Below are 19,091 nucleotides of genomic sequence, written 5' to 3'. Positions count from 1 at the left end.
GAACCCCTTCGGCGCGTGGCGGGGCGCAGGCCGTCGTCTTCGCGCCGGCGGGGCCGCTGAACCCTGCCCGCCGCCCCACGTCAGCTCGCGGGGAACCGCCGCGCGAGGAACTCCTCGAACGTGCCCTTGCCCACCGCGCGTCCGGGCGTCAGATGCCCGCCGTCCCGCATGCCCTTGTACGTCTTCCCGGCCAGGCGGACTTCGAGGACCGGCCGACGCCTACCGCTCGCGCGCAGATAGGCGCGGGCCAGATCCGGCGCCGTACGCACTTCGGGACCACCCATGTCCGCCACGCGTCCCGCAGGCTCGCCCGTCGCCAACTCCGCGAGGCGGTCGGCCACTTCGGCGACGTCGACCGGCTGGTCGGCGACCCCTGCCGGAAGGAACACCACCGGCAGCTTGGCCAGCGCCTGAACGCCCTGGAACACCAGGTCGTGGAACTGCGTCGTGCGCAGCACCGTCCAGCCGAGCCCCGACTCCTCGATCAGCTTCTCGACCGCGTACTTGGCCTTGTAGTAGCCGAGCGGCACCCGGTCCACGCCCACGATCGAGATGTACACCAGATGCGGCACCCCGCCCCGCCGCGCGGCCTCGATCAGATGCCCCGCCGCCTCCTCGTCACCGCCGCGCGGCGTGCTCGCGCAGTGCACGATCGCGTCCACACCCGCGACGGCCTCGTCCAGTCCGGGCCCGCCCTTGCGCAGGTCCACCGCGTACGGCCGCGCATGCCGGCTGAGCACCCGCACCTCGTGCCCGTCCGCGCGCAGCCGTTCGGCGACGAGCCTGCCGAGGGTTCCCGTACCGCCGGTCACCAGGATCGTGGTCATCGCAGTTCAGCTCCTTCGCACACCGGACGCTCCACGGTGGGACGTCCCTCGCTGCACTGGACGGGCGGCGGCGCGAAAATGTGACAGTGCCCGCGAAACGCCTCAGGATTCCGCCGGCACGCCGCCCGCCTCGGCGGTTGCGATCGTCACGCTCATACCCTGGCAGCGGCGACCGCCCGGAACGCTGCGCGAGTCCACGCACACGGCCTGTGAGCCAGCCCACAGTCGATCACCCGTTTGGCCCATGCGGGGACGTGGCACACTGGCTCTGTACCAGAAGCAGCGCACTCCGGGGTCGGTGAAAGTCCGAACCGGCGGTTACAGTCCGCGACCCGGTCGCTTCCAGCGGCCGGTTGACCAGGTGAAATTCCTGGACCGACGGTTAAAGTCCGGATGGGAGGCAGTGCGCGGCGGGCGGGCATTCGTGCGCGCCGCCGTCTGTTTCGACTTGTCCTCAGGGACAGGTCTTATTCGGCGTCGGCCTCGGTGTCCTCGCCCGTACGTTCTGTCGCCGTATCGCGACAGTGCCCCGGAGTCCGTGCCCGAAGAGGCAGGAGGACCCGGTGGCCCCCACTTCCGCAGTGCCCGCCCGGCGAGCAGCCGTGCGCCCGCACGCGTCCTTCGCTCCTTCAGGAATCCCCGCCGGCCCTGAGGCGTTGCGCCTCACCGCCACCCTTGTCGGCCCCGCGGCCCCTGCAGCGAAGGAGCACTGAAGTGTTCACCGGAATCGTCGAAGAGCTGGGCGAGATCACTGCCGTCGAGGACCTCGGCGACGCCTCCCGCTTCAGGCTGCGCGGCCCCGTCGTCACCGAAGGGGCCCGCCACGGCGACTCCATCGCCGTCAACGGCGTCTGTCTGACGGTCGTGGAGCACGAGGGCGACGAGTTCACCGCCGACGTGATGGCGGAGACCCTCGACCGGTCCAGCCTCGGCGCCCTCGCGGTCGGCTCCCGGGTCAACCTGGAGCGCCCCACCGCTGTCGGCGCCCGCCTGGGCGGACACATCGTGCAGGGACACGTCGACGGCACGGGCAGCATCGTCGAGCGCAAGCCGTCGGAGAACTGGGAGATCGTCAAGGTCTCGCTCCCGGCGCACCTCGCGCGCTACGTCGTCGAGAAGGGCTCCATCACCGTCGACGGAGTGAGCCTCACGGTCGTCGACGCGGGCCCCGACTACTTCACCATCAGCCTCATCCCCACCACCCTCGCCCTGACCACGCTCGGCCTCAAGCAGCCCGGCGACCCGGTCAACCTCGAGGTCGACGTCATCGCCAAGTACGTCGAGCGGCTGCTCGGCGACCGTGCCCAGGAGGCCACCAAGTGAGCCTGAACTGGCTGAACTCCGAGGCGTTCACGCTCTTCGGCCAGCACATCATGTGGTCCGACATGATCGGCAACACCGTCGGTCTGGTCGCCCTCGCGCTCGGCTGGCGCCGCTCGATCTGGACCTGGCCCGCGCAGCTCGTCTCCGGCCTCATCCTCCTCACGGCCTTCGCGACCGCGCACCTCTCGGGCAGCGCGGGCAAGCAGCTCGTGGTCATCGTCGTCGCCGCGTGGGGCTGGTGGCAGTGGAACCGCGGCAAGGGCAAGGCCCAGGACGGCTCCCTCGCCGTCCGGTTCGCCACCTGGCGCGAGCGCGGCTTCCTGCTGGGCGCCGCCGCACTCGGCACCCTGGCGGTCGGCGGCCTCTTCACCGCATTCCCCACACTGTCGTGGGACCCCTGGCCGGACGCGTACATATTCGTCGGCACGATCGTCGCCATGTACGCGCAGGCACGCGGCATGGTCGAGTTCTGGTTCGCCTGGCTGCTCGTCGACCTGGTGGGCGTACCGCTGAACTTCGCCAACGGATTCGCCTTCTCCGGTTTCGTCTACGTGATCTACGGCGCGCTCGTCCTGTGGGGCATGCGCGACTGGTGGCTGCGGTCCCGCTCGGCCTCGCAGCCCGCCCTGGAAGGAGCACCGGCATGACCACGGCCCCGATCTGGTACAGCACCGCGCACGACGAGGACACCTCGGACCTGTCGCTCGACCCCGTCGAGCAGGCGATCCGCGACATCGCGAACGGCCGCCCCGTCGTAGTCGTCGACGACGAGGACCGCGAGAACGAGGGCGACCTCGTCATCGCGGCCGAGAAGGCCACCCCCGAGATCGTCGCCTTCATGATGAGCGAGTGCCGCGGACTGATCTGCGCTCCCATGGAGAACGACGAGCTGGAGCGCCTCCAGCTGCCGCAGATGGTCGAGCACAACACCGAGTCGATGCGCACGGCCTTCACGGTCTCCGTCGACGCGGGCCCCGCGCACGGCGTGACGACCGGCATCTCCGCCGCCGACCGCGCCACCACGCTCCAGCTCCTGGCCGGCGGCACCGCAGAGGCGGGCGACTTCGTGCGGCCCGGCCACATCTTCCCGCTGCGCGCCAAGGCCGGCGGCGTCCTGGTCAGGAACGGCCACACCGAGGCCGCCGTCGACCTCGCCCGGCTCGCGGGCCTGCGCCCCGCCGGGGCGATCGTCGAGATCGCGGGCGAGGACGGCACGATGCTCCGCCTGCCCGAACTCATCCCGTTCGCCCGCAAGCACGGCCTGACGATCATCTCCATCGAGGACCTGATCGCCTACCGCCGCTCCTCCGAACCGACCGTCCGCCGCGAGGCCGAGGTCAATCTGCCCACCGCCTTCGGGGACTTCACCGCGTACGGCTACCGCTCCACGGTCGACGGCGTCGAGCATGTCGCCCTCGTCCACGGCGAGATCGGCGACGGCAAGGACGTCCTCGTCCGGGTCCACTCCGAGTGCCTCACCGGCGACGTCTTCCACTCGCTGCGCTGCGACTGCGGCCCCCAGCTCGAAGAGTCGATGCGGCGCATCACCGCGGAAGGGCGCGGCGTCGTCGTCTACCTGCGCGGTCACGAGGGGCGCGGCATCGGGCTGCTCTCCAAGCTGCGCGCCTACGAGCTTCAGGAGCGCGGCCGCGACACGCTGGACGCCAATCTGGAACTGGGCCTGCCGGCCGACTCGCGGGACTACGCGGCGGGCGCCCAGATCCTCGAGGACCTCGGCGTGCGCAGCCTGCGCCTGCTGACCAACAACCCCGACAAGACCGACGCGCTCGTGCGGCACGGCCTCGAGGTCGCCGCCCGCGAGCCCATGCCGGTCCAGGCGGGCGAGCACAACCTCCGTTACCTGCGCACCAAGCGGGACCGGATGGGCCACGACCTGCCCTGGCTGGACGCCCCCGCGACCACGACCTGCGCGAACCAGTAGCCCGTACCCCTTTCGGACGACATACCGCACATCGAACACAGCACGACATCAGCACCACACAAGCACTGAACTGAGGAGCAACGTGAGTGGCAAGGGCGCACCCGAACTGTCCGTACGCAACTGCGGTGACCTGCGCGTCGCCGTCATCGCGGCACAGTGGCACGAGAAGGTGATGGACGGCCTCGTGGACGGCGCCCTGCGCGCCCTGCACGAGCTCGGCATCGACGAGCCGACCCTCCTGCGGGTCCCGGGCAGCTTCGAACTCCCCGTCGTCGCCAAGGTCCTGGCGGGCCGCGGCTACGACGCGATCGTCGCCCTCGGCGTCGTCATCCGCGGCGGCACCCCGCACTTCGAGTACGTGTGCCAGGGCGTCACCATGGGGCTGACCCAGGTCACGATCGACACCGGTGTACCCGTCGGCTTCGGCGTGCTGACCTGTGACACCGAGGAGCAGGCCCTCGACCGTGCCGGAATCGAGGGCTCGAACGAGGACAAGGGCCACGAGGCCGTCACGGCGGCCGTCGCCACGGCGGCGACACTGCGCTCGGTCAGCGAACCCTGGCGCTGAGTGGCCGGGCGTAACCCCGTAGTCTTAGGACCATCATGGCGAACAAAACCTTCGAAGAGCTCTTCGCCGAGCTTCAGCTCAAGGCCAAGAACGGCGACCCCGCGACGTCCCGCACCGCCGAACTGGTGGACAAGGGCGTCCATGCCATCGGCAAGAAGGTCGTCGAGGAGGCCGCCGAAGTCTGGATGGCCGCCGAGCATGAGGGCAAGGAGGCCGCTGCCGAGGAGATCTCGCAGCTGCTGTACCACGTCCAGGTGATGATGGTCGCCCGGGGAATCTCCCTCGACGACGTCTACGCCCACCTCTAGAGCCGACGCCCGGTTCACCGCCGTACCTGTCACACCCCTGTTCCACGACTCTCACGCACTTTCACGCAAAGGAATCCGACCTCATGCTGCGCATCGCCGTCCCCAACAAGGGTTCACTGTCCGGACCTGCGTCGGCGATGCTCCATGAGGCCGGATACCAGCAGCGCAAGGAGTCCAAGGAGCTCGTCCTCGTCGACCCGGTCAACGAGGTGGAGTTCTTCTACCTGCGGCCCAAGGACATCGCGATCTACGTGTCGGCGGGCAAGCTCGACATCGGCATCACCGGCGAGGACCTGCTGATCGACTCCGGCGTCAACGCCGAGGTGATCCTGCCGCTCGGCTTCGCCCGCTCCACCTTCCGCTTCGCCGCCAAGCCGGGCACCGTGTCCGGCCTCGATGACCTCGCGGGCAAGACGATCGCCACCTCCTACGAGGGCATCGTCGCCAAGCACCTCGCCGAGGCAGGCGTCGACGCGTCCGTCGTCCACCTCGACGGCGCCGTCGAGACGGCCATCGAGCTGGGTGTCGCCCAGGTCATCGCGGACGTCGTCGAGACCGGCACCTCCCTGCGCAACGCCGGCCTCGAGGTCTTCGGCGAGCCGATCATGAAGTCCGAGGCCGTCGTGATCCGCCGCGCCGGCGCGGCCACGGAGGACCCCAAGGTCCAGCAGTTCCTGCGCCGCCTCCAGGGCGTCCTGGTCGCCAGGACGTACGTGATGATGGACTACGACTGCCGCGCCGAGTTCCTGGAGAAGGCCGTCGCCCTGACCCCCGGTCTCGAGTCGCCCACGATCTCGCCCCTGCACAACGAGGGCTGGGTCGCCGTCCGCGCGATGGTCCCCACCAAGGACGCCCAGCGCATCATGGACGACCTGTACGACCTCGGCGCACGGGCCATCCTGACCACGGCCATCCACGCCTGCCGCCTCTGAGGACCGCAGTCATGTCCGAAGTCCCCACGCTGCCCGTCACCTTCCGGCCGGCCCGCACCCGGGCCGTCCTGCTCGGCCTCGGCGGGGCGATGTTCGTCACTCTCACGGCCATCGCCCTCATGCTGGGCAGCATCAACCCCGGCGACCGCCTCACCTTCATCTTCACCGGGGCGCTCCTCTTCGGCGGGCTCGTCCTGCTCGCCCGGCCCAAGGTCGTGGCGGACGACGAGGGCGTCACCGTGGTGAACATCGCACGCAGCCGCCGCCTGGCCTGGGCGGAGATCGTCCAGGTCACCCTGCGGCCCGGCGACCCCTGGGTGTTCCTCAACCTCAGCGACGGCACGAGCCTTGCCGCCATGGGCATCCAGCCCGCCATGGCCAAGGAGCGTGCCCTCGCCGACGCGCGTGCCCTGCGCGCCCTCACCGAGGCCCGTTCTACGGCCTCCGGGGAACTTCAGGGCTGACTCAGGGCCCTACGCCCTGACGCTTCCACCCCTGTCTTGATTAATCTGGTGGCGGGCGCGCGCACCTCGCCGCCCCGCCCCCGACGACGGGTCCGCCAGGGCCCCGGGGGTTTCCTGCTACCCGAGGAGTGACTCCCTCCGGCGATGGACGGTTCGTCCTGCAGTACATGCGCCGCCCCCTCCCGACCTAGCGCGACCGAATTGCGCTGTGTGTGCGCGGAGGCGGCGGCATGACCATCCCCTTGTTGCTCCTCGGAGCGGCATTCCTGCTGATCCTGGCCAACGGCTTCTTCGTGGCGGCCGAGTTCGGCCTCGTCACGGTGGAGCGTGCCGACGCCGAGAAGGCCGCGGCCGACGGCGACCGACGGGCCCGTACCGTCGTGAACGCCCTCAAGGAGCTGTCCTTCCAGCTCTCCGGCACCCAGCTCGGCATCACGATCACCTCGCTGGTCGTCGGCATGCTCGCCGAACCGGCGCTCGCGACGCTCCTCGCGGGGCCCTTCACCGCAGTCGGTGTCCCGGAAGGCGCCGTCGGAGGCGTCTCCGTCGTCATCGGCATGCTTCTGGCCTCCGCCGTGCAGATGGTGATCGGCGAGCTGGTGCCGAAGAACTGGGCGGTGTCCAAGCCGCTCCAGGTCGCACGGTTCGTCGCGGGCCCCCAGCACACGTTCTCGCGCCTCTTCCGGCCCGTGATCGCCCTGCTCAACGCCGTGGCCAACCGAGCCGTACGCGCCCTGGGTGTCGAGCCCGCCGACGAGCTGGCCTCGGCCCGCACCCCCGGCGAGCTCGTCTCCCTGGCCCGGCACTCCGCACAGGCGGGCACCCTGGAGCAGGACACCGCGGACCTGTTCGTCCGCACCCTGTCCCTCGGAGAGCTCACCGCCCAGCACGTCATGACGCCGCGCGTGAAGGTCAGCGCGCTCCAGGCCTCGGCGACCGCCGAGGACGTCGTGAACCTCACGCGCGCCACCGGCCTCTCCCGCTTCCCGGTCTACCGCGAGCGGATCGACGAGATCGTCGGCATGGTGCACCTCAAGGACGCCCTCGCGGTGCCCGCGCACGACCGGCTGCGCACCCCCGTGAGCCGTATCGCGCAGACTCCGCTGCTCGTCCCGGAGACGCTGCCCGTGCAGCCCCTCCTGGAGCGTCTGCGCAGCGAGCAGCCCATAGCCGTCGTCGTCGACGAGTACGGCGGCACGGCCGGGGTCGTGACCCTGGAGGACATCGTCGAGGAGCTCGTCGGCGAGGTCCGCGACGAGCACGACCGCCTCGACCTGCCCGAGCTCGCGGTCGCCCCGTCCGAGGACGGCCGCCCCGCATGGGACGCCGACGGCAGCTGCCGGGTCGACATCCTGCGCCGCATAGGCCTCGACGTACCGGAAGGCCCGTACGAGACCGTCGCCGGTCTCGTCGCCGATCTGCTCGGCCGGATCCCCGCACCCGGTGACCGGGCCGAGCTGCCCGGCTGGCGGCTCGCGGTGCGTCAGGTCGACCACTACCGCGCGGAGCGCGTCCGGATCGTACGGACCGCGGACGCCGTCCAGCTCGCGGAGGCGACCCGATGAGCGCGCTCCAGCTCTTCTTCGCCCTCCTCCTCGTGCTGGCCAACGGTTTCTTCGTGGGCGCCGAGTTCGCCCTGGTCTCCGTGCGCCGCAGCCAGATCGAGCCGATCGACAACAAGCGGGCCCGACAGGTCCTGTACGGCCTGGAGCACCTGCCGCAGATGATGGCGGCGGCCCAGTTCGGCATCACCGTCTGCTCGTTGACGCTCGGCGCGGTCGCCGAGCCGACGGTCGCCCGTCTGCTGGAGCCGCTCTTCGAGGCGATGCACCTGCCCGAGGGAACGATCCACCCCCTCGGCTACGTGATCGCGCTCGCGGCCGTCGTCTTCCTCCACCTCGTCGTCGGCGAGATGATCCCGAAGAACCTCGCGATGGCGGCGCCGGAGAAGACCGCGCTCTGGTTCAGCCCCGGCCTCGTCGCCTTCGCCCGGGTGTGCCGGCCGGTCACCGTCGCCCTCGGCGCCTGTGCCCGGCTCGTGCTCAAGCTGTTCGGGGTCGAGCCGCGGGACGAGGTCGAGGCGGTCTTCACCAGCGTCCAGCTCGGCCGTCTCGTCGAGGACTCCGGACAGGCGGGGCTGCTCGAACCCGAGGCGCAGGAACGCCTCGGGGACGCCCTGGAGCTGGGATCGCGCCCGGTCACCGACGTCCTGCTCGACCGGGCGTCCCTCGTCACGGTCGGCCCGTCGGTCACCCCCGGCCAGGTCATCGAGCTGACCGGCCGCACGGGCTACTCCCGGTTCCCCGTCTGCGCGGAGGGGGGCGCCTTCATGGGCTATCTGCATGTGAAGGACGTCCTCGACCTGATCGACTCCGCCGACCACGACCGCGCGGTGCCGCAGCAGATCTGGCGTCCCATGACGACGCTGCGCGCCGAACTCCCGCTCGACGACGCCCTGACGGTGATGCGCCGCGCCGCGACGCACCTGGCGCAGGTCGCCGACGCCTCGGGCCGGGTCCTCGGCCTGGTCGCCCTGGAGGACGTCCTGGAGATGCTCGTCGGCGAGGTCCGTGACCCCGCGCACCGGGACGCTCCGGCGCCCGGGTCACGGGTGGCGGAGCCGCGGGCCGAGGCGCCCGAGGAGGCGCTGGCAGGCTGACAGCCGTACGGCGAAGGGGCGGGTCCCGTTACGGGCCCGCCCCTTGGTCATGTCACATCGCCGACGGATCCTGGGGCCCCCGCCCCGAGAGGACCTCTCCGTATGCCTGCATCAGATCGGGCAGCCGCAGCGTCGACAGGTCGTCCCGCGTCGGCGTGGTCGCGTACCCCGTCAGCCGCAGGTCCCGGTAGGCGCACGACTTCTCGTACAGCGTCCGAAGGAACCTTCCGTTGCCGAGTTCGTCGATCCAGCCCTGGTCGACGACGTGTCCGCTGATGGAGCGCAGCTCGTCGAGGGCCTCCTCGTCCCAGACGTCACCGTTCTCCGCGGCGAGCACCTCGCCGATCGCGGTGAGTTCGAGGGGCCGGTACGAGGGGAAGTCGACCCGCGTCGTGAAGCGCGAGGACAGCCCGGGGTTCGCCGCGAGGAGGCGGTCCATGCCCTCGGGGTAGCCCGCGAGGATCACCACGAGGTGGTCCCGGTTGTCCTCGGCGCGCTTGAGGAGGACCTGAAGCGCCTCGTCGCCGTACGCGTCGCCCTTGCCGTAGCCCGAGTTCGACAGGGCGTACGCCTCGTCGACGAACAGGACTCCGCCGATCGCCGAGTCGATCAGCTCGTTCGCCTTCACGGCCGTCTGGCCCAGGTACTCGCCGACCAGGTCGGCCCGCTGGGCCTCCACGAGATGGTCGCCGCCGAGCAGGCCGAGCGCGTAGAAGACGCGGCCCAGGATGCGGGCCACGGTGGTCTTGCCGGTGCCGGAGGGGCCCGAGAAGACGAAGTGCCGTTTCGGCGGCTGCACGGGCAGGCCCTGCCCGGCCCGCAGGCGCGCCATGTTCAGCTGTGCCGAGAGCGCTTTCACCTGCCGCTTCACGGGTTCCAGGCCGACCATCCGCTCCAGCTCGGCGAGGGCCTCCTCGAGGAGCGCGGGGTCGGCTGGCCCGGCCGGCAGCTGCGGCGTGATCGGTACGACGGCCTTCTCGCGGACCACGTCCGTCTCGGCGGGCACGGCGCCGGGCGGCGGCAGATCGGGCTCGCTCACCTTCAGGTCCCGGCCGTCGCCCTCGTACAGCGGGTCCATCGACTCGGAGCCGTCCAGCACGTCCTGGCCCAGCCCGGTCAGAGTGAGGGGACTGACGTCCGTGCCGTCGCCGAAGTCGCCGTAGCCGTCGCTCTCGGCGATGGCCGCGAGGCGGGCCGAGGTGTCCATGAAGGCGGGGTCCACGCGGTGCACGGCGCGGTACAGGGGGAGCGCGGCGGCGGAGCGGCCGGTGCCCTCGTGCGCGCGGGCCAGCCAGTAGCGCAGCTCCTTACGCTGGGGCTGCTCGCTGCGGCAGCGCATCAACGCGGCGGACAGCAGCGGCTCGGCCTGCCCGTACATCTCCAGGCGCACCCGGGCCATCCCGCCGAAGAGCCCGGCCTCGATGCCGAGGAGCCCGTCGTCGATCAGCGGGTCCGTGTGCCGGACCAGCTGCTCCCAGTCCTTGACGAGGTAGGCACGGCAGGCGTGCAGGAACCGCACCTGCGGATCCGCGTCCACGCGCGGGAGCGTCGCCAACGCCCCGTCCAGGTCCGGGACATGGCGCCCGTCGAGCCAGTGCGACGCGTGCGCGAGCAGCAGATCGCGCGGCCGCTCCAGGACGGGCTGCACCCACCAGCCAAGCCAGTACCAGGAGTTGAGAGTGCGCCGGTGCCGCGTGCGCTGCTCACCGAACCGGTCGCGGTGCCGGAACATGCGCAGCAGCGCCGTCGTCGTGTCGATGCGTAAGGCGTGCAGCCCGAGCCAGCCGTCGGCCATGCCGGGATCCATCCGGACCGCGGCCCGGAACTCCTCCTCGGCCTGTGGATAGGCGCCCATGGTGTAGGCGTCCACGCCACGCACCCAGGCGAGGTCGGCCGGGCCGGGCGAGCCCTGTGTGCCGAAGTCCATCACGTCCCCCACAAACCGTGCCCCCGTGGTGCGCCGCCGGGCCGGTGCCCGCCGGCTCCTGCGCCGAACCGATGTGCTGTGGACGGGAGTTGTCACGGTGCGGACCGCGCGCCGTCCCTGGGCCGCACCGAAAGGCATCGTACCTGCGCAGGAGTCGTCGGCCGAGGGCGCCGCAGGGCCGGATCCGAGAGGGACGGCGCAGGTGGGGGCGGGGCCGGACGGTGACCGAGGGTGAACGGATCGGGGCTCATCGCACCCCTGAAAGGGTGAACAGGGCAGAACGAAGCCCCCGATCACGGGGGAACAACCGGGGGCTTCGCGTCTGCCGGCGACCCCGTAAGGCCGCACATTCAGAACGTAAGTCCTGTACGGCCCGTCGGTCAAGCCGAGTTGAGGCACTCGCGGAAACTGGCGGAAGGCGGCTCAGGAGGGGGCAGCGCGCTGCCGACGGCCCCTCACGGTGAGTGACGGAAGGCGTCGGAAGTCAGGCCCCGGGAGGCATCTGACGTGCCTCGTAGCCCTCAGAGCACTCACGTACCAATGTCTGCGCGAAGGGGCGCGAGGGGTCGTCGGCGAAGTGCGCGCGCTCCGCTCGGATCCAGCCGTCCCAGAAGTCGCGCTGCGCCGGTCCGTCCCGTCGCCGTCCCCGCTCCCAGGACACCTCCTCGGGCGTGTCCATCCACAACAGTCGCGCCAGGAAGGGCCGTACCGAACGCCGGCCCGCGCCCACGCCCTCCATCAGGACCACCGGCGCGGGCGCCAGGGCGCGCGGGGTGCCGAAGCGCCGGGCGTTCCAGTCGTACGGCTCGTACCGGGCGCTCTCGCCGCGGGAGAGCGGATCGACGACCTGCTCGCGGAGCCGCGCCGTCCAGTCGAAGAGGGCGTCGTGGCTGGCGAGATCGTCGAGGTGCAGGACGGGCGCCTGCCCGAGTGCCTCGGCGAGCCGGGCGGCGAACGTCGACTTGCCGGAGCCCGCGTGCCCGTCGACGGCGATCAGCCGGACCGGCCCGCAGGAGGGCGGCAGGGCCCGCAGGGTCGCGGCGAGCCGGGGGAGCGGCAGGGGCTGGAAGGTCATCGCCCGCAAGGGTACGGGAGGCGTCCGGCCGGTTTCCCGCGCGCCGCCGCAGGTCATGCCAGTGGTACAGGCCAATATTGGTAGTGACGACCGGACCGGAAACGCTGGTGGAAGTCAGCGGGTACCGGCCATAGTTGGCGCACTGTCGTGCACCTCACCCGCCCCTTTACGGATATCTCGTCGACTGGGGGAGCCCCGTCCATGACCCGACCCGAACCTCTGTCCCGCAGAACCCTGCTCACCGCCGCCGCTGCCACCGCGGGCGCCGCCGCGCTCGCCACGACCGCGGGTCCCGCCGTCGCCGACACCGGCGCACCGGAGCGAGCTCACGCGGCCCCGCGCCTCGTGGACAACCACGCCTGGACCTCCCACACGGACTGGCGCTCCGGAACGGCGGCCGGCACCCGCGCGGTCGCCGGGGCCCGCCCCGGGCTCACGCTCGCGACCCCCGAGGGCCGCACCGACTACACGGATCCGCACACGGGTAAGACTGCCGCCTGGGAGTACGGCCGGTGGACCTCCCTGGCGCACCGCCTGTCGGTGCCCGCCACGGAGGTCATCGCCTCCTGGAACGCGCGCACCCCGGCCGGTACGTGGATCCAGATCGAGCTCCAGGGCACGTACTCCGACGGCGCGGCGACTCCCTGGTACGTGATGGGCCGCTGGGCCGCGGGCGACCAGGACATCCGGCGGACCTCCGTCGACGACCAGTCGGACGGCAGGTCCAGCATCTGGACGGACACCTTCTCCATCGACGACGCGGCCTCGGGCCTGCGCCTCGTCTCCTACCGTCTGCGGCTGACCCTGTACCGCACCCCGGGTTCCAAGGCGTCGCCCCTTGTATGGCGGCTCGGCGCCATGGGCTCCGACGTTCCCGACCGCTTCTCGGTGCCGGCCTCGAAGCCGGGGCTCGCCAAGGAGCTGTCCGTGCCGCGCTACTCGCAGAGCATCCACGCGGGCCAGTACCCCGAGTACGACAACGGCGGCGAGGCCTGGTGCAGCCCCACGTCCTCGCAGATGATCGTCGAGTACTGGGGCCGCGAGCCCTCCTCGGGCGATCTTTCCTGGGTCAACCCGGACTACGCCGACCCGCAGGTCTGCCACGCGGCCCGCTTCACGTACGACTACCAGTACGAGGGCTGTGGGAACTGGCCCTTCAACGCTGCCTACGCGGCGACGTACAAGGATCTTCAGGGGGTCGTCACGCGGCTCGGCTCGCTCGGTGATCTGGAGACCCTGATCGCGGCGGGGATCCCGGCCATAACGTCTCAGTCGTTCCTCAAGGAGGAGCTGACGGGTGCGGGTTACGGGACGTCCGGACACCTCATGACGGTGATCGGCTTCACCGCGGACGGGGACGTGATCGCCAACGACCCGGCGTCGCCGAGTGACACGGCAGTGCGCCGCGTCTACAAGAGGGCGGAGTGGGAGAAAATCTGGCTCCGTACCAAGAGGTACAACGCCAGTGGCAGCGTCGTGTCCGGCACCGGCGGCGTCTGCTACCTGTACTTCCCGGCCCACCCGACCCCGAAGCAGAGCCGCGCGCTCCAGGCGGTCGGTGTCCGCTGAGGAACCTGCCACGGCCCCTCCCGGCGCGTTCGGGAGGGGCCGTGGCATGCCGCGTTCCGAAGTGGTGCGTGACCAAGCTCTCGCCCACAAGCGGTCGCGGCGGTGGCATGGTGGACGGGTCAGTGGGGGGATGCCACTGCCGGACGACCTCAGCGAGATGCCATGACCGCGACCACCGCCACGAACCGTGCTGCCCGGACCCGCACCGGCGGCCCCAAGGACGATGGGCCCAAGATTCTTGAGCACGTCCTCGGCTGGACCTTCGTCGTGGTCCTCGCCATGTTCGTCACGCAGGCCGGACTGATGTGACCCGGCTCTCCCCGGCGCCCGGCTCGACGCGCCAGTGCCGGTCCGGGAGCCCCACGAGCCCGTAGAGCCACCGCACGGGAGAGCGCCGGGGCAGCAGGACGGCGAGCGTACGGGTGCCCTGGTGGTCGCGCACCTTCGTCCGCCCCGCCGCGTCGTCCGGCGTGGGCGTCCAGCCGAACCCCATGGCGCTGCCGGCGATCCCGAGGGCCATGCCGACGACGAACCCGCCGAGGTTCGTCGCCGCGAACGAAAGGACGGACAGGATCAGGGCGTTGAGGCTGACGTAGTGGCGGGTGTGCGGCAGTAGCCACAGGAAGCCGCCCGCGACGACCAGCGCGATCCCGATGCCGATCGCCGCGATCCCGCCGAGCCCCAGGCTGACCAGGACCGTCAGTGGGGAAAGGGGTACGAGCAGGAGTTCGGTGCCGCCGAGGATGAGCAGCAGCCCCGCCCAGAACGGCCGCGTCCTGCGCCACTCGCGCACCACCCGGCGCAGTTCTCTCAGCGGCAGCCCATCGTCCAGCCGTCTGTCCAGCCATCCGCCCCTCAGAAGCACTTCTTGCCGCCGCTGCTCACATCGACCTTCATGCCCTTGAGCCGGAAGTTCCCGCCGGTCGCGGACCAGGCGTGCGACCTGACCTCGGCGACCTCGATGCCGCGCGCCTGGAGCCCGAACTTGTCCCGCTCGCCCTGGACTCCGTTCACCGCGTCCAGGGTGGAGGCGTCGCGCCCGATCTCCGCCGTGCCGAACCGGGCGTCGCCCACCAGGTCCTCGCCGTCGATGACGAGATCGCTCGCGGTGACCTGGCCCGCGTCACCGCCCGCCGTCAGCTTGAACACCACTGTTCCGACGGGAGTCTTGACCTGCGCCGCCTGGCAGATGTCGCTCAGTGTCGCGTTCCCGATCCCGAGGAGCGCCACGGGATGGCCCTCGCCGTCGACGTCGCGGTCCGTCTGGAGGTACGACGCGAGCCCCTGGCTCTTCAGGTTGCCGGAGGAGACCTGGAAGCCGGTGCCGGAGACGGCGAACGACGCGGCGAGCGCGCCCTGCGCCATCACGGAGGCCGACGCGGCGACCGCGAGGACCGCGGGCAGCGCGACAACCGCCGTCTTCTTCCAGTCGGATCTGCCGTGCCGGTGTGCTTCGCTCACTGTTCCTCCCGTACATCGTCCGCATGCGCAGGGAGCGCGCGGGAAAGGGGGAGTGCGTGGGAAGGTTCGAACCGCGGGTGTCCCGTCGGCAGTTGGAGACTGGGGCGGAAATTGAATAATAGTCAACAGCGCGGTACGGACGTCGGTCTCGCGCGCCCGCAGGCGCGCGGCACCGACCGGTCCGTGGCGCGGCGCGCCGAACTCATCACCATCGGGCGGAAGTTGTTCGCCGACACGTCCTACGACGCGCTGTCGATGGACGACATCGCCCGGCACGCGGGCGTCGCCAAGGGGCTGATCTACTACTACTTCAAGTCGAAGCGCGGCTACTACCTCGCGATCGTGGAGGAGTCCGTCGCCGACCTGGTCGCGCGCGGGCGGCGTAGGTGACCTCGCGCCCGTGGACCGCGTGCACCGCACCATCGACGGCTATCTCCGCTACGCCGAGCACCACCAGGCGGCGTACCGCACCATCATCAGCGGCGGTGTCGGATTCGACGCCGAGGTGCACGCCATACGGGACGGGGTGCGCGAGGCGATGATCGCCGCCATCGCCGAGGGCGCGTACGGACGCCGCGACATTCCCCGGGTCGCGCGGATGGCACTGCTCGGCTGGCTGTGCAGCGTCGAGGGGGTCACGCTCGACTGGATCGGCGAGCGCAGGCCCGCCAGGGACACGGTGCGTGAGCTCCTGGTGCGCCTGCTCGGCGAGACCCTGCGGGTCGTCGAGGAGTTCGAGCCGGACTGCCCGGCGCCCGCCCGGCCCTGACGCGACGCGCGAAGGGGCGGAAGGGCGAGGGAACGGGCGAGGGAACGGGGCGGGGGACGCCGCGCATCCCCCGCCCCAAGTGCCTTGCGTGAAAGGCTAGTTGACCGACCTGATCAGCTCGCCGTTCGTCGTGTCACCGCTGAGCTCCCAGAGGAATGTGCCGCCGAGGCCCTGCTGGTTCTTGTAGTCCATCTTCCCGGCGATGGTGGCCGGGGTGTCGTAGCTCCACCAGTTGTTGCCGCAGTAGGCGTATGCGGTGCCGCCGACCGTGCCCGTCGCCGGACACTTCGACTTGAGCTCCTTGTAGTCGTCGATGCCCTGTTCGTACTTGCCGGGCGCCGGGCCGGTCGCCGTGCCGCCGGGCGCCGCCTGCGTGACGCCGGTCCAGCCGCGCCCGTAGAAGCCGATGCCGAGGAGCAGCTTCGACGCCGGGACGCCGAGGCCCTTGAGCTTGGTGATGGTGGCGTCGGTGTTGTAGCCCGCCTTCGGGATGCCGCTGTACGAGGTCAGGGGTGAGTGCGGGGCGGTCGGCCCCTGCGCGTCCCAGGCCCCGAAGTAGTCGTACGTCATCGGGTTGTACCAGTCGACGTACTGGGCGGCGCCGGCGTAGTCGGTGGCGTCGATCTTGCCACCGTCGGAGGCGTCGGCCGGGATCGCGGACGTGACCAGCGCGCTGGAGCCGAACTTCGAACGCAGGGCGCTCAGCACGTTCTTGTAGGCGTCGCGCCCGCTCGTGTCGCAGGTCAGGCCACAGGCGTTCGGGTACTCCCAGTCGATGTCGATGCCGTCGAAGACACCGGCCCACTTGGAGTTCTCGACCAGGTCGTAGCAGGACTGGGCGAAACCGGCCGGGTCCTTGGCCGCGTCGGTGAACCCGCCCGACCAGGTCCAGCCACCGAAGGACCAGAGGATCTTGAGGTTCGGGTGCAGCTTCTTCAGCTTGAGCAGCTGATTGAAGTTGCCGCGCAGCGGCTGGTCCCAGGTGTCGGCGACGCCGTCCACGGCCTGGTCGGCGGTGTACGCCTTGTCGGTCGCGGCGTACGAGTCGCCCATGGCGCACTTGCCGCCGGTGACGTTGCCGAAGGCGTAGTTGATGTGCGTGAGCTTGTCGGCCGAGCCCGACGTCTCGATGTTCTTGACGTGGTAGTTCCGGTCGTAGACACCCCATTCGGTGAAGTAGCCGACGACCTTCGAACCGGCCGCGGCTGCCTGGGGGCCGGTCTCGTTCTGCGCTGTGGCGGTGCCGGCGGAGGCGAGCAGTCCGGCGCCGAGAACGGCGCAACACGCGGCGGAAAGGAGCGCCCGGAAGGGGGCGCGGGGACGGTGCGGTCTGAGCATCGTGTCTCCTCGTGGGGGGAGGGGAGCGTGGGGGGATTTGCTGTGGACCTCGGGGGCGTCGTCACGCGATCCGTGTCACGAGTCTTTGGCATGAACGCGTTAAGACGTTGCAGGGAACCTTAGGAGGACTAGACCAGTGGGGTCAATGGTGCGGACCAATGTGCTCAGGCCGATCGGGTGGCTCCCCGCGGCTTCCGGCGGCGGCCCCGGACCGCTCCCGGCCGCCCCGCCGCCGTCTTTTCGGTATCTTTGAAGTAAGCGGTCGTTAACTGGTGACTGGCCGCCGTCGAACGGGCATACTCAACGGGCCGCAGCCGCTGGTCAGCGCCCGTCCGAGAACCGGAAGGGAGCCCTCGGCGGCGGCTCGAACACGGCGCCGCCGCACCACCCCGCGCGCGACCGCCGCAGTGCCCGACAGGGAGGAGAGCGTCGATATGCCCGACCGCGCCCCGCAGCCGGTGGACCGTCAACTGCCCACGGACGAGGCCCGGGATCTGTTCTCGCTCGTACGTGAGCTCGTGCAGCGCGAGATCGCTCCGAGCGCGGCCGAGGAGGAGGACGCCGGACGCTTCCCCCGCGAGACGTTCTCGCTGCTCTCCGAGTCGGGCCTGCTCGGCCTCCCCTACGACTCCGGCTTCGGCGGCGGCGACCAGCCGTACGAGGTCTACCTCCAGGTACTGGAGGAGCTCGCCGCCGCCCGGCTCACGGTCGGCCTCGGCGTCAGCGTCCACTCGCTGGCCTGTCACGCACTGGCCAATTTCGGCACCAAGGAGCAGCGGGTCGAGTATCTGCCCGCCATGCTCGGCGGCGGCCTGCTGGGCGCGTACTGCCTCTCCGAGCCGTCCTCGGGCTCCGACGCCGCGTCCCTGCGGACCAAGGCGGTCCGCGAAGGCGACAACTGGGTGATCACGGGCACGAAGGCCTGGATCACGCACGGCGGCGTCGCCGATTTCTACACCGTTCTCGCGCGTACCGGCGGCGAGGGGGCGCGTGGCATCACCGCGTTCCTGGTCCCCGGTGACGCCGAGGGGCTGAGCGCCGCGGCGCCCGAGAAGAAGATGGGGATGAAGGGCTCGCCCACCGCGCAGGTCCACTTCGACGGGGTGCGCGTGAGCGACGCGCGCCGGATCGGCGACGAGGGACAGGGCTTCGCGATCGCCCTGTCCGCCCTCGATTCGGGGCGGCTCGGCATCGCGGCCTGCGCGATAGGGGTGGCGCAGGCGGCCCTCGACGAGGCGGTGGCGTACGCCACGGAGCGCGAGCAGTTCGGGCGGCCCGTCGCCGACTTCCAGGGCCTGCGCTTCATGCTCGCCGACATGGCCACGCAGATCGAGGCCGGCCGGGCGCTCTATCTGACGGCGGCCCGCCTGCGCGACGCGGGCCGGCCCTTCTCCAAGCAGGCCGCGATGGCCAAGCTGATGTGCTCGGACACGGCGATGAAGGTCACCACGGACGCCGTCCAGGTGCTCGGGGGGTACGGCTACACGACCGACTTCCCGGCCGAGCGCTACATGCGCGAGGCCAAGGTGCTCCAGATCGTGGAGGGCACCAACCAGATCCAGCGCATGGTCATCGCCCGGCACCTCGCCGGTCCTGAAAGTCGCTGAACTGCCCCGTTCTGACCGGGGGCGCCACCAGCCGGGTCCACTCCGGATCGTGGTGCCCCGGCAGGGTCTTGCCGCGGTCGGCCCAGTGGCTGACCAGTGCGCGGTAGATGGGGGGTCCTGGGGGGCGGGGCGCTCCGGGGGCGGCGGCTGCGGAACCGATTCTGCGGTGACGGGGACCAGGAGGCGACGACGACGGCCGGTGGCGGTCTGCGTGAGGGGCATGCCGGGCCAACGCGCCCGCGCCGGACAGGTCACCGTTGTGGGTATGGGGGCGTGAGTTCTAGGGCCTTTTCGTTTGGATTCAGGGTCGGCCCCGCGCCCG

Annotated in this window: 18 protein-coding genes, 1 pseudogene and 1 riboswitch; of the genes and pseudogenes, 13 read left to right on the top strand and 6 right to left on the bottom strand. The window is 70.9% G+C overall.

The annotated features are described in order from the left end of the window. Positions 1-80 precede the first annotated feature (80 nt). A complete protein-coding gene (locus tag ACIPWY_RS24870; protein ID WP_393706147.1) occupies positions 81-827 on the bottom strand; it encodes an SDR family oxidoreductase in 747 nt (248 codons plus the stop codon). Between the two features lie 280 nt (positions 828-1,107). Then, positions 1,108-1,238, top strand: a riboswitch (FMN riboswitch). Between the two features lie 303 nt (positions 1,239-1,541). On the opposite strand from ACIPWY_RS24870, the gene ACIPWY_RS24865 reads away from it, so the two are divergent. From ACIPWY_RS24865 to ACIPWY_RS24825, 9 genes are all read left to right on the top strand, one after another. Further along, on the top strand, positions 1,542-2,150 hold the full coding sequence (locus ACIPWY_RS24865; protein ID WP_362909035.1) for a riboflavin synthase: 609 nt from the start codon (positions 1,542-1,544) through the stop codon (positions 2,148-2,150). A 2-nt stretch (positions 2,151-2,152) separates the two neighbouring features. Further along, complete coding sequence (locus tag ACIPWY_RS24860; protein WP_362909058.1) at positions 2,153-2,797, top strand: nicotinamide mononucleotide transporter family protein; 645 nt, start codon at positions 2,153-2,155, stop codon at positions 2,795-2,797. Continuing rightward, positions 2,794-4,092: a bifunctional 3,4-dihydroxy-2-butanone-4-phosphate synthase/GTP cyclohydrolase II gene (locus tag ACIPWY_RS24855; RefSeq protein ID WP_362909033.1), complete on the top strand. Its 1,299-nt coding sequence runs from the start codon at positions 2,794-2,796 to the stop codon at positions 4,090-4,092. The genes ACIPWY_RS24860 and ACIPWY_RS24855 overlap by 4 nt, the downstream gene beginning before the upstream one ends. Before the next feature lie 82 nt (positions 4,093-4,174). Next, entirely contained in the window at positions 4,175-4,660 is a 486-nt protein-coding gene (ribH, locus tag ACIPWY_RS24850; RefSeq protein ID WP_100597452.1) for a 6,7-dimethyl-8-ribityllumazine synthase, read from the top strand. Between the two features lie 35 nt (positions 4,661-4,695). After that, the gene (locus ACIPWY_RS24845; RefSeq protein ID WP_100597453.1) at positions 4,696-4,968 is read left to right on the top strand and encodes a phosphoribosyl-ATP diphosphatase; all 273 of its coding nucleotides are present in this window, start codon (positions 4,696-4,698) and stop codon (positions 4,966-4,968) included. Positions 4,969-5,051: 83 nt separating this feature from the next. Then, entirely contained in the window at positions 5,052-5,900 is an 849-nt protein-coding gene (gene hisG / locus ACIPWY_RS24840; protein WP_401535036.1) for an ATP phosphoribosyltransferase, read from the top strand. 11 nt (positions 5,901-5,911) lie between these two features. Continuing rightward, complete coding sequence (locus tag ACIPWY_RS24835; protein WP_393706144.1) at positions 5,912-6,364, top strand: PH domain-containing protein; 453 nt, start codon at positions 5,912-5,914, stop codon at positions 6,362-6,364. Between the two features lie 230 nt (positions 6,365-6,594). Continuing rightward, complete coding sequence (locus tag ACIPWY_RS24830; RefSeq protein WP_362909027.1) at positions 6,595-7,929, top strand: hemolysin family protein; 1,335 nt, start codon at positions 6,595-6,597, stop codon at positions 7,927-7,929. Continuing rightward, complete coding sequence (locus ACIPWY_RS24825; protein ID WP_362909025.1) at positions 7,926-9,023, top strand: hemolysin family protein; 1,098 nt, start codon at positions 7,926-7,928, stop codon at positions 9,021-9,023. Before ACIPWY_RS24830 ends, ACIPWY_RS24825 begins: the two co-directional genes overlap by 4 nt. A gap of 52 nt (positions 9,024-9,075) precedes the next feature. Here the strand turns inward: ACIPWY_RS24825 and ACIPWY_RS24820 are convergent, their stop codons facing one another. Both ACIPWY_RS24820 and ACIPWY_RS24815 read right to left on the bottom strand, forming a co-directional pair. After that, positions 9,076-10,950, bottom strand: coding sequence for an AAA family ATPase (locus tag ACIPWY_RS24820; RefSeq protein ID WP_362909023.1), 1,875 nt, complete (start codon positions 10,948-10,950; stop codon positions 9,076-9,078). Between the two features lie 484 nt (positions 10,951-11,434). Beyond that, complete coding sequence (locus tag ACIPWY_RS24815; protein WP_401535030.1) at positions 11,435-12,025, bottom strand: uridine kinase; 591 nt, start codon at positions 12,023-12,025, stop codon at positions 11,435-11,437. Positions 12,026-12,226: 201 nt separating this feature from the next. Between ACIPWY_RS24815 and ACIPWY_RS24810 the strand changes: the two genes are divergently transcribed. Then, the gene (locus tag ACIPWY_RS24810) at positions 12,227-13,594 is read left to right on the top strand and encodes a peptidase C39 family protein (RefSeq protein ID WP_401535027.1); all 1,368 of its coding nucleotides are present in this window, start codon (positions 12,227-12,229) and stop codon (positions 13,592-13,594) included. Positions 13,595-13,756: 162 nt separating this feature from the next. Then, positions 13,757-13,903: an SCO1431 family membrane protein gene (locus ACIPWY_RS24805; protein WP_362909017.1), complete on the top strand. Its 147-nt coding sequence runs from the start codon at positions 13,757-13,759 to the stop codon at positions 13,901-13,903. On the opposite strand, the gene ACIPWY_RS24800 is transcribed toward ACIPWY_RS24805, so the two are convergent. Together ACIPWY_RS24800 and ACIPWY_RS24795 are read right to left on the bottom strand one after the other, a co-directional pair. Next, positions 13,881-14,390 carry a DUF6114 domain-containing protein gene (locus ACIPWY_RS24800; protein WP_401535023.1) on the bottom strand — a complete coding sequence of 170 codons (510 nt, stop codon included), beginning with the start codon at positions 14,388-14,390 and terminating at the stop codon, positions 13,881-13,883. The genes ACIPWY_RS24805 and ACIPWY_RS24800 overlap by 23 nt on opposite strands. A gap of 59 nt (positions 14,391-14,449) precedes the next feature. Next, on the bottom strand, positions 14,450-15,055 hold the full coding sequence (locus ACIPWY_RS24795) for a DUF6230 family protein (protein ID WP_401535020.1): 606 nt from the start codon (positions 15,053-15,055) through the stop codon (positions 14,450-14,452). Between the two features lie 111 nt (positions 15,056-15,166). Here ACIPWY_RS24795 and ACIPWY_RS24790 point away from each other — a divergent pair. Continuing rightward, positions 15,167-15,824, top strand: a pseudogene (locus ACIPWY_RS24790) (TetR/AcrR family transcriptional regulator). Between the two features lie 96 nt (positions 15,825-15,920). Here the strand turns inward: ACIPWY_RS24790 and ACIPWY_RS24785 are convergent. Then, on the bottom strand, positions 15,921-17,162 hold the full coding sequence (locus ACIPWY_RS24785; protein WP_362909013.1) for a glycoside hydrolase family 18 protein: 1,242 nt from the start codon (positions 17,160-17,162) through the stop codon (positions 15,921-15,923). Positions 17,163-17,596: 434 nt separating this feature from the next. Between ACIPWY_RS24785 and ACIPWY_RS24780 the strand changes: the two genes are divergently transcribed. Beyond that, positions 17,597-18,769 (top strand): acyl-CoA dehydrogenase family protein, encoded by a 1,173-nt coding sequence (locus tag ACIPWY_RS24780; RefSeq protein WP_362909011.1) that lies wholly within the window; start codon positions 17,597-17,599, stop codon positions 18,767-18,769. The last annotated feature ends 322 nt before the right edge of the window (positions 18,770-19,091 follow it).

The sequence above is a fragment of the Streptomyces sp. NPDC090032 genome, assembly GCF_044748025.1.
Taxonomy (GTDB): domain Bacteria; phylum Actinomycetota; class Actinomycetes; order Streptomycetales; family Streptomycetaceae; genus Streptomyces.
Note: the sequence above shows the minus strand (reverse complement) of the source record. Positions and strands in the feature narration are given on the sequence as shown.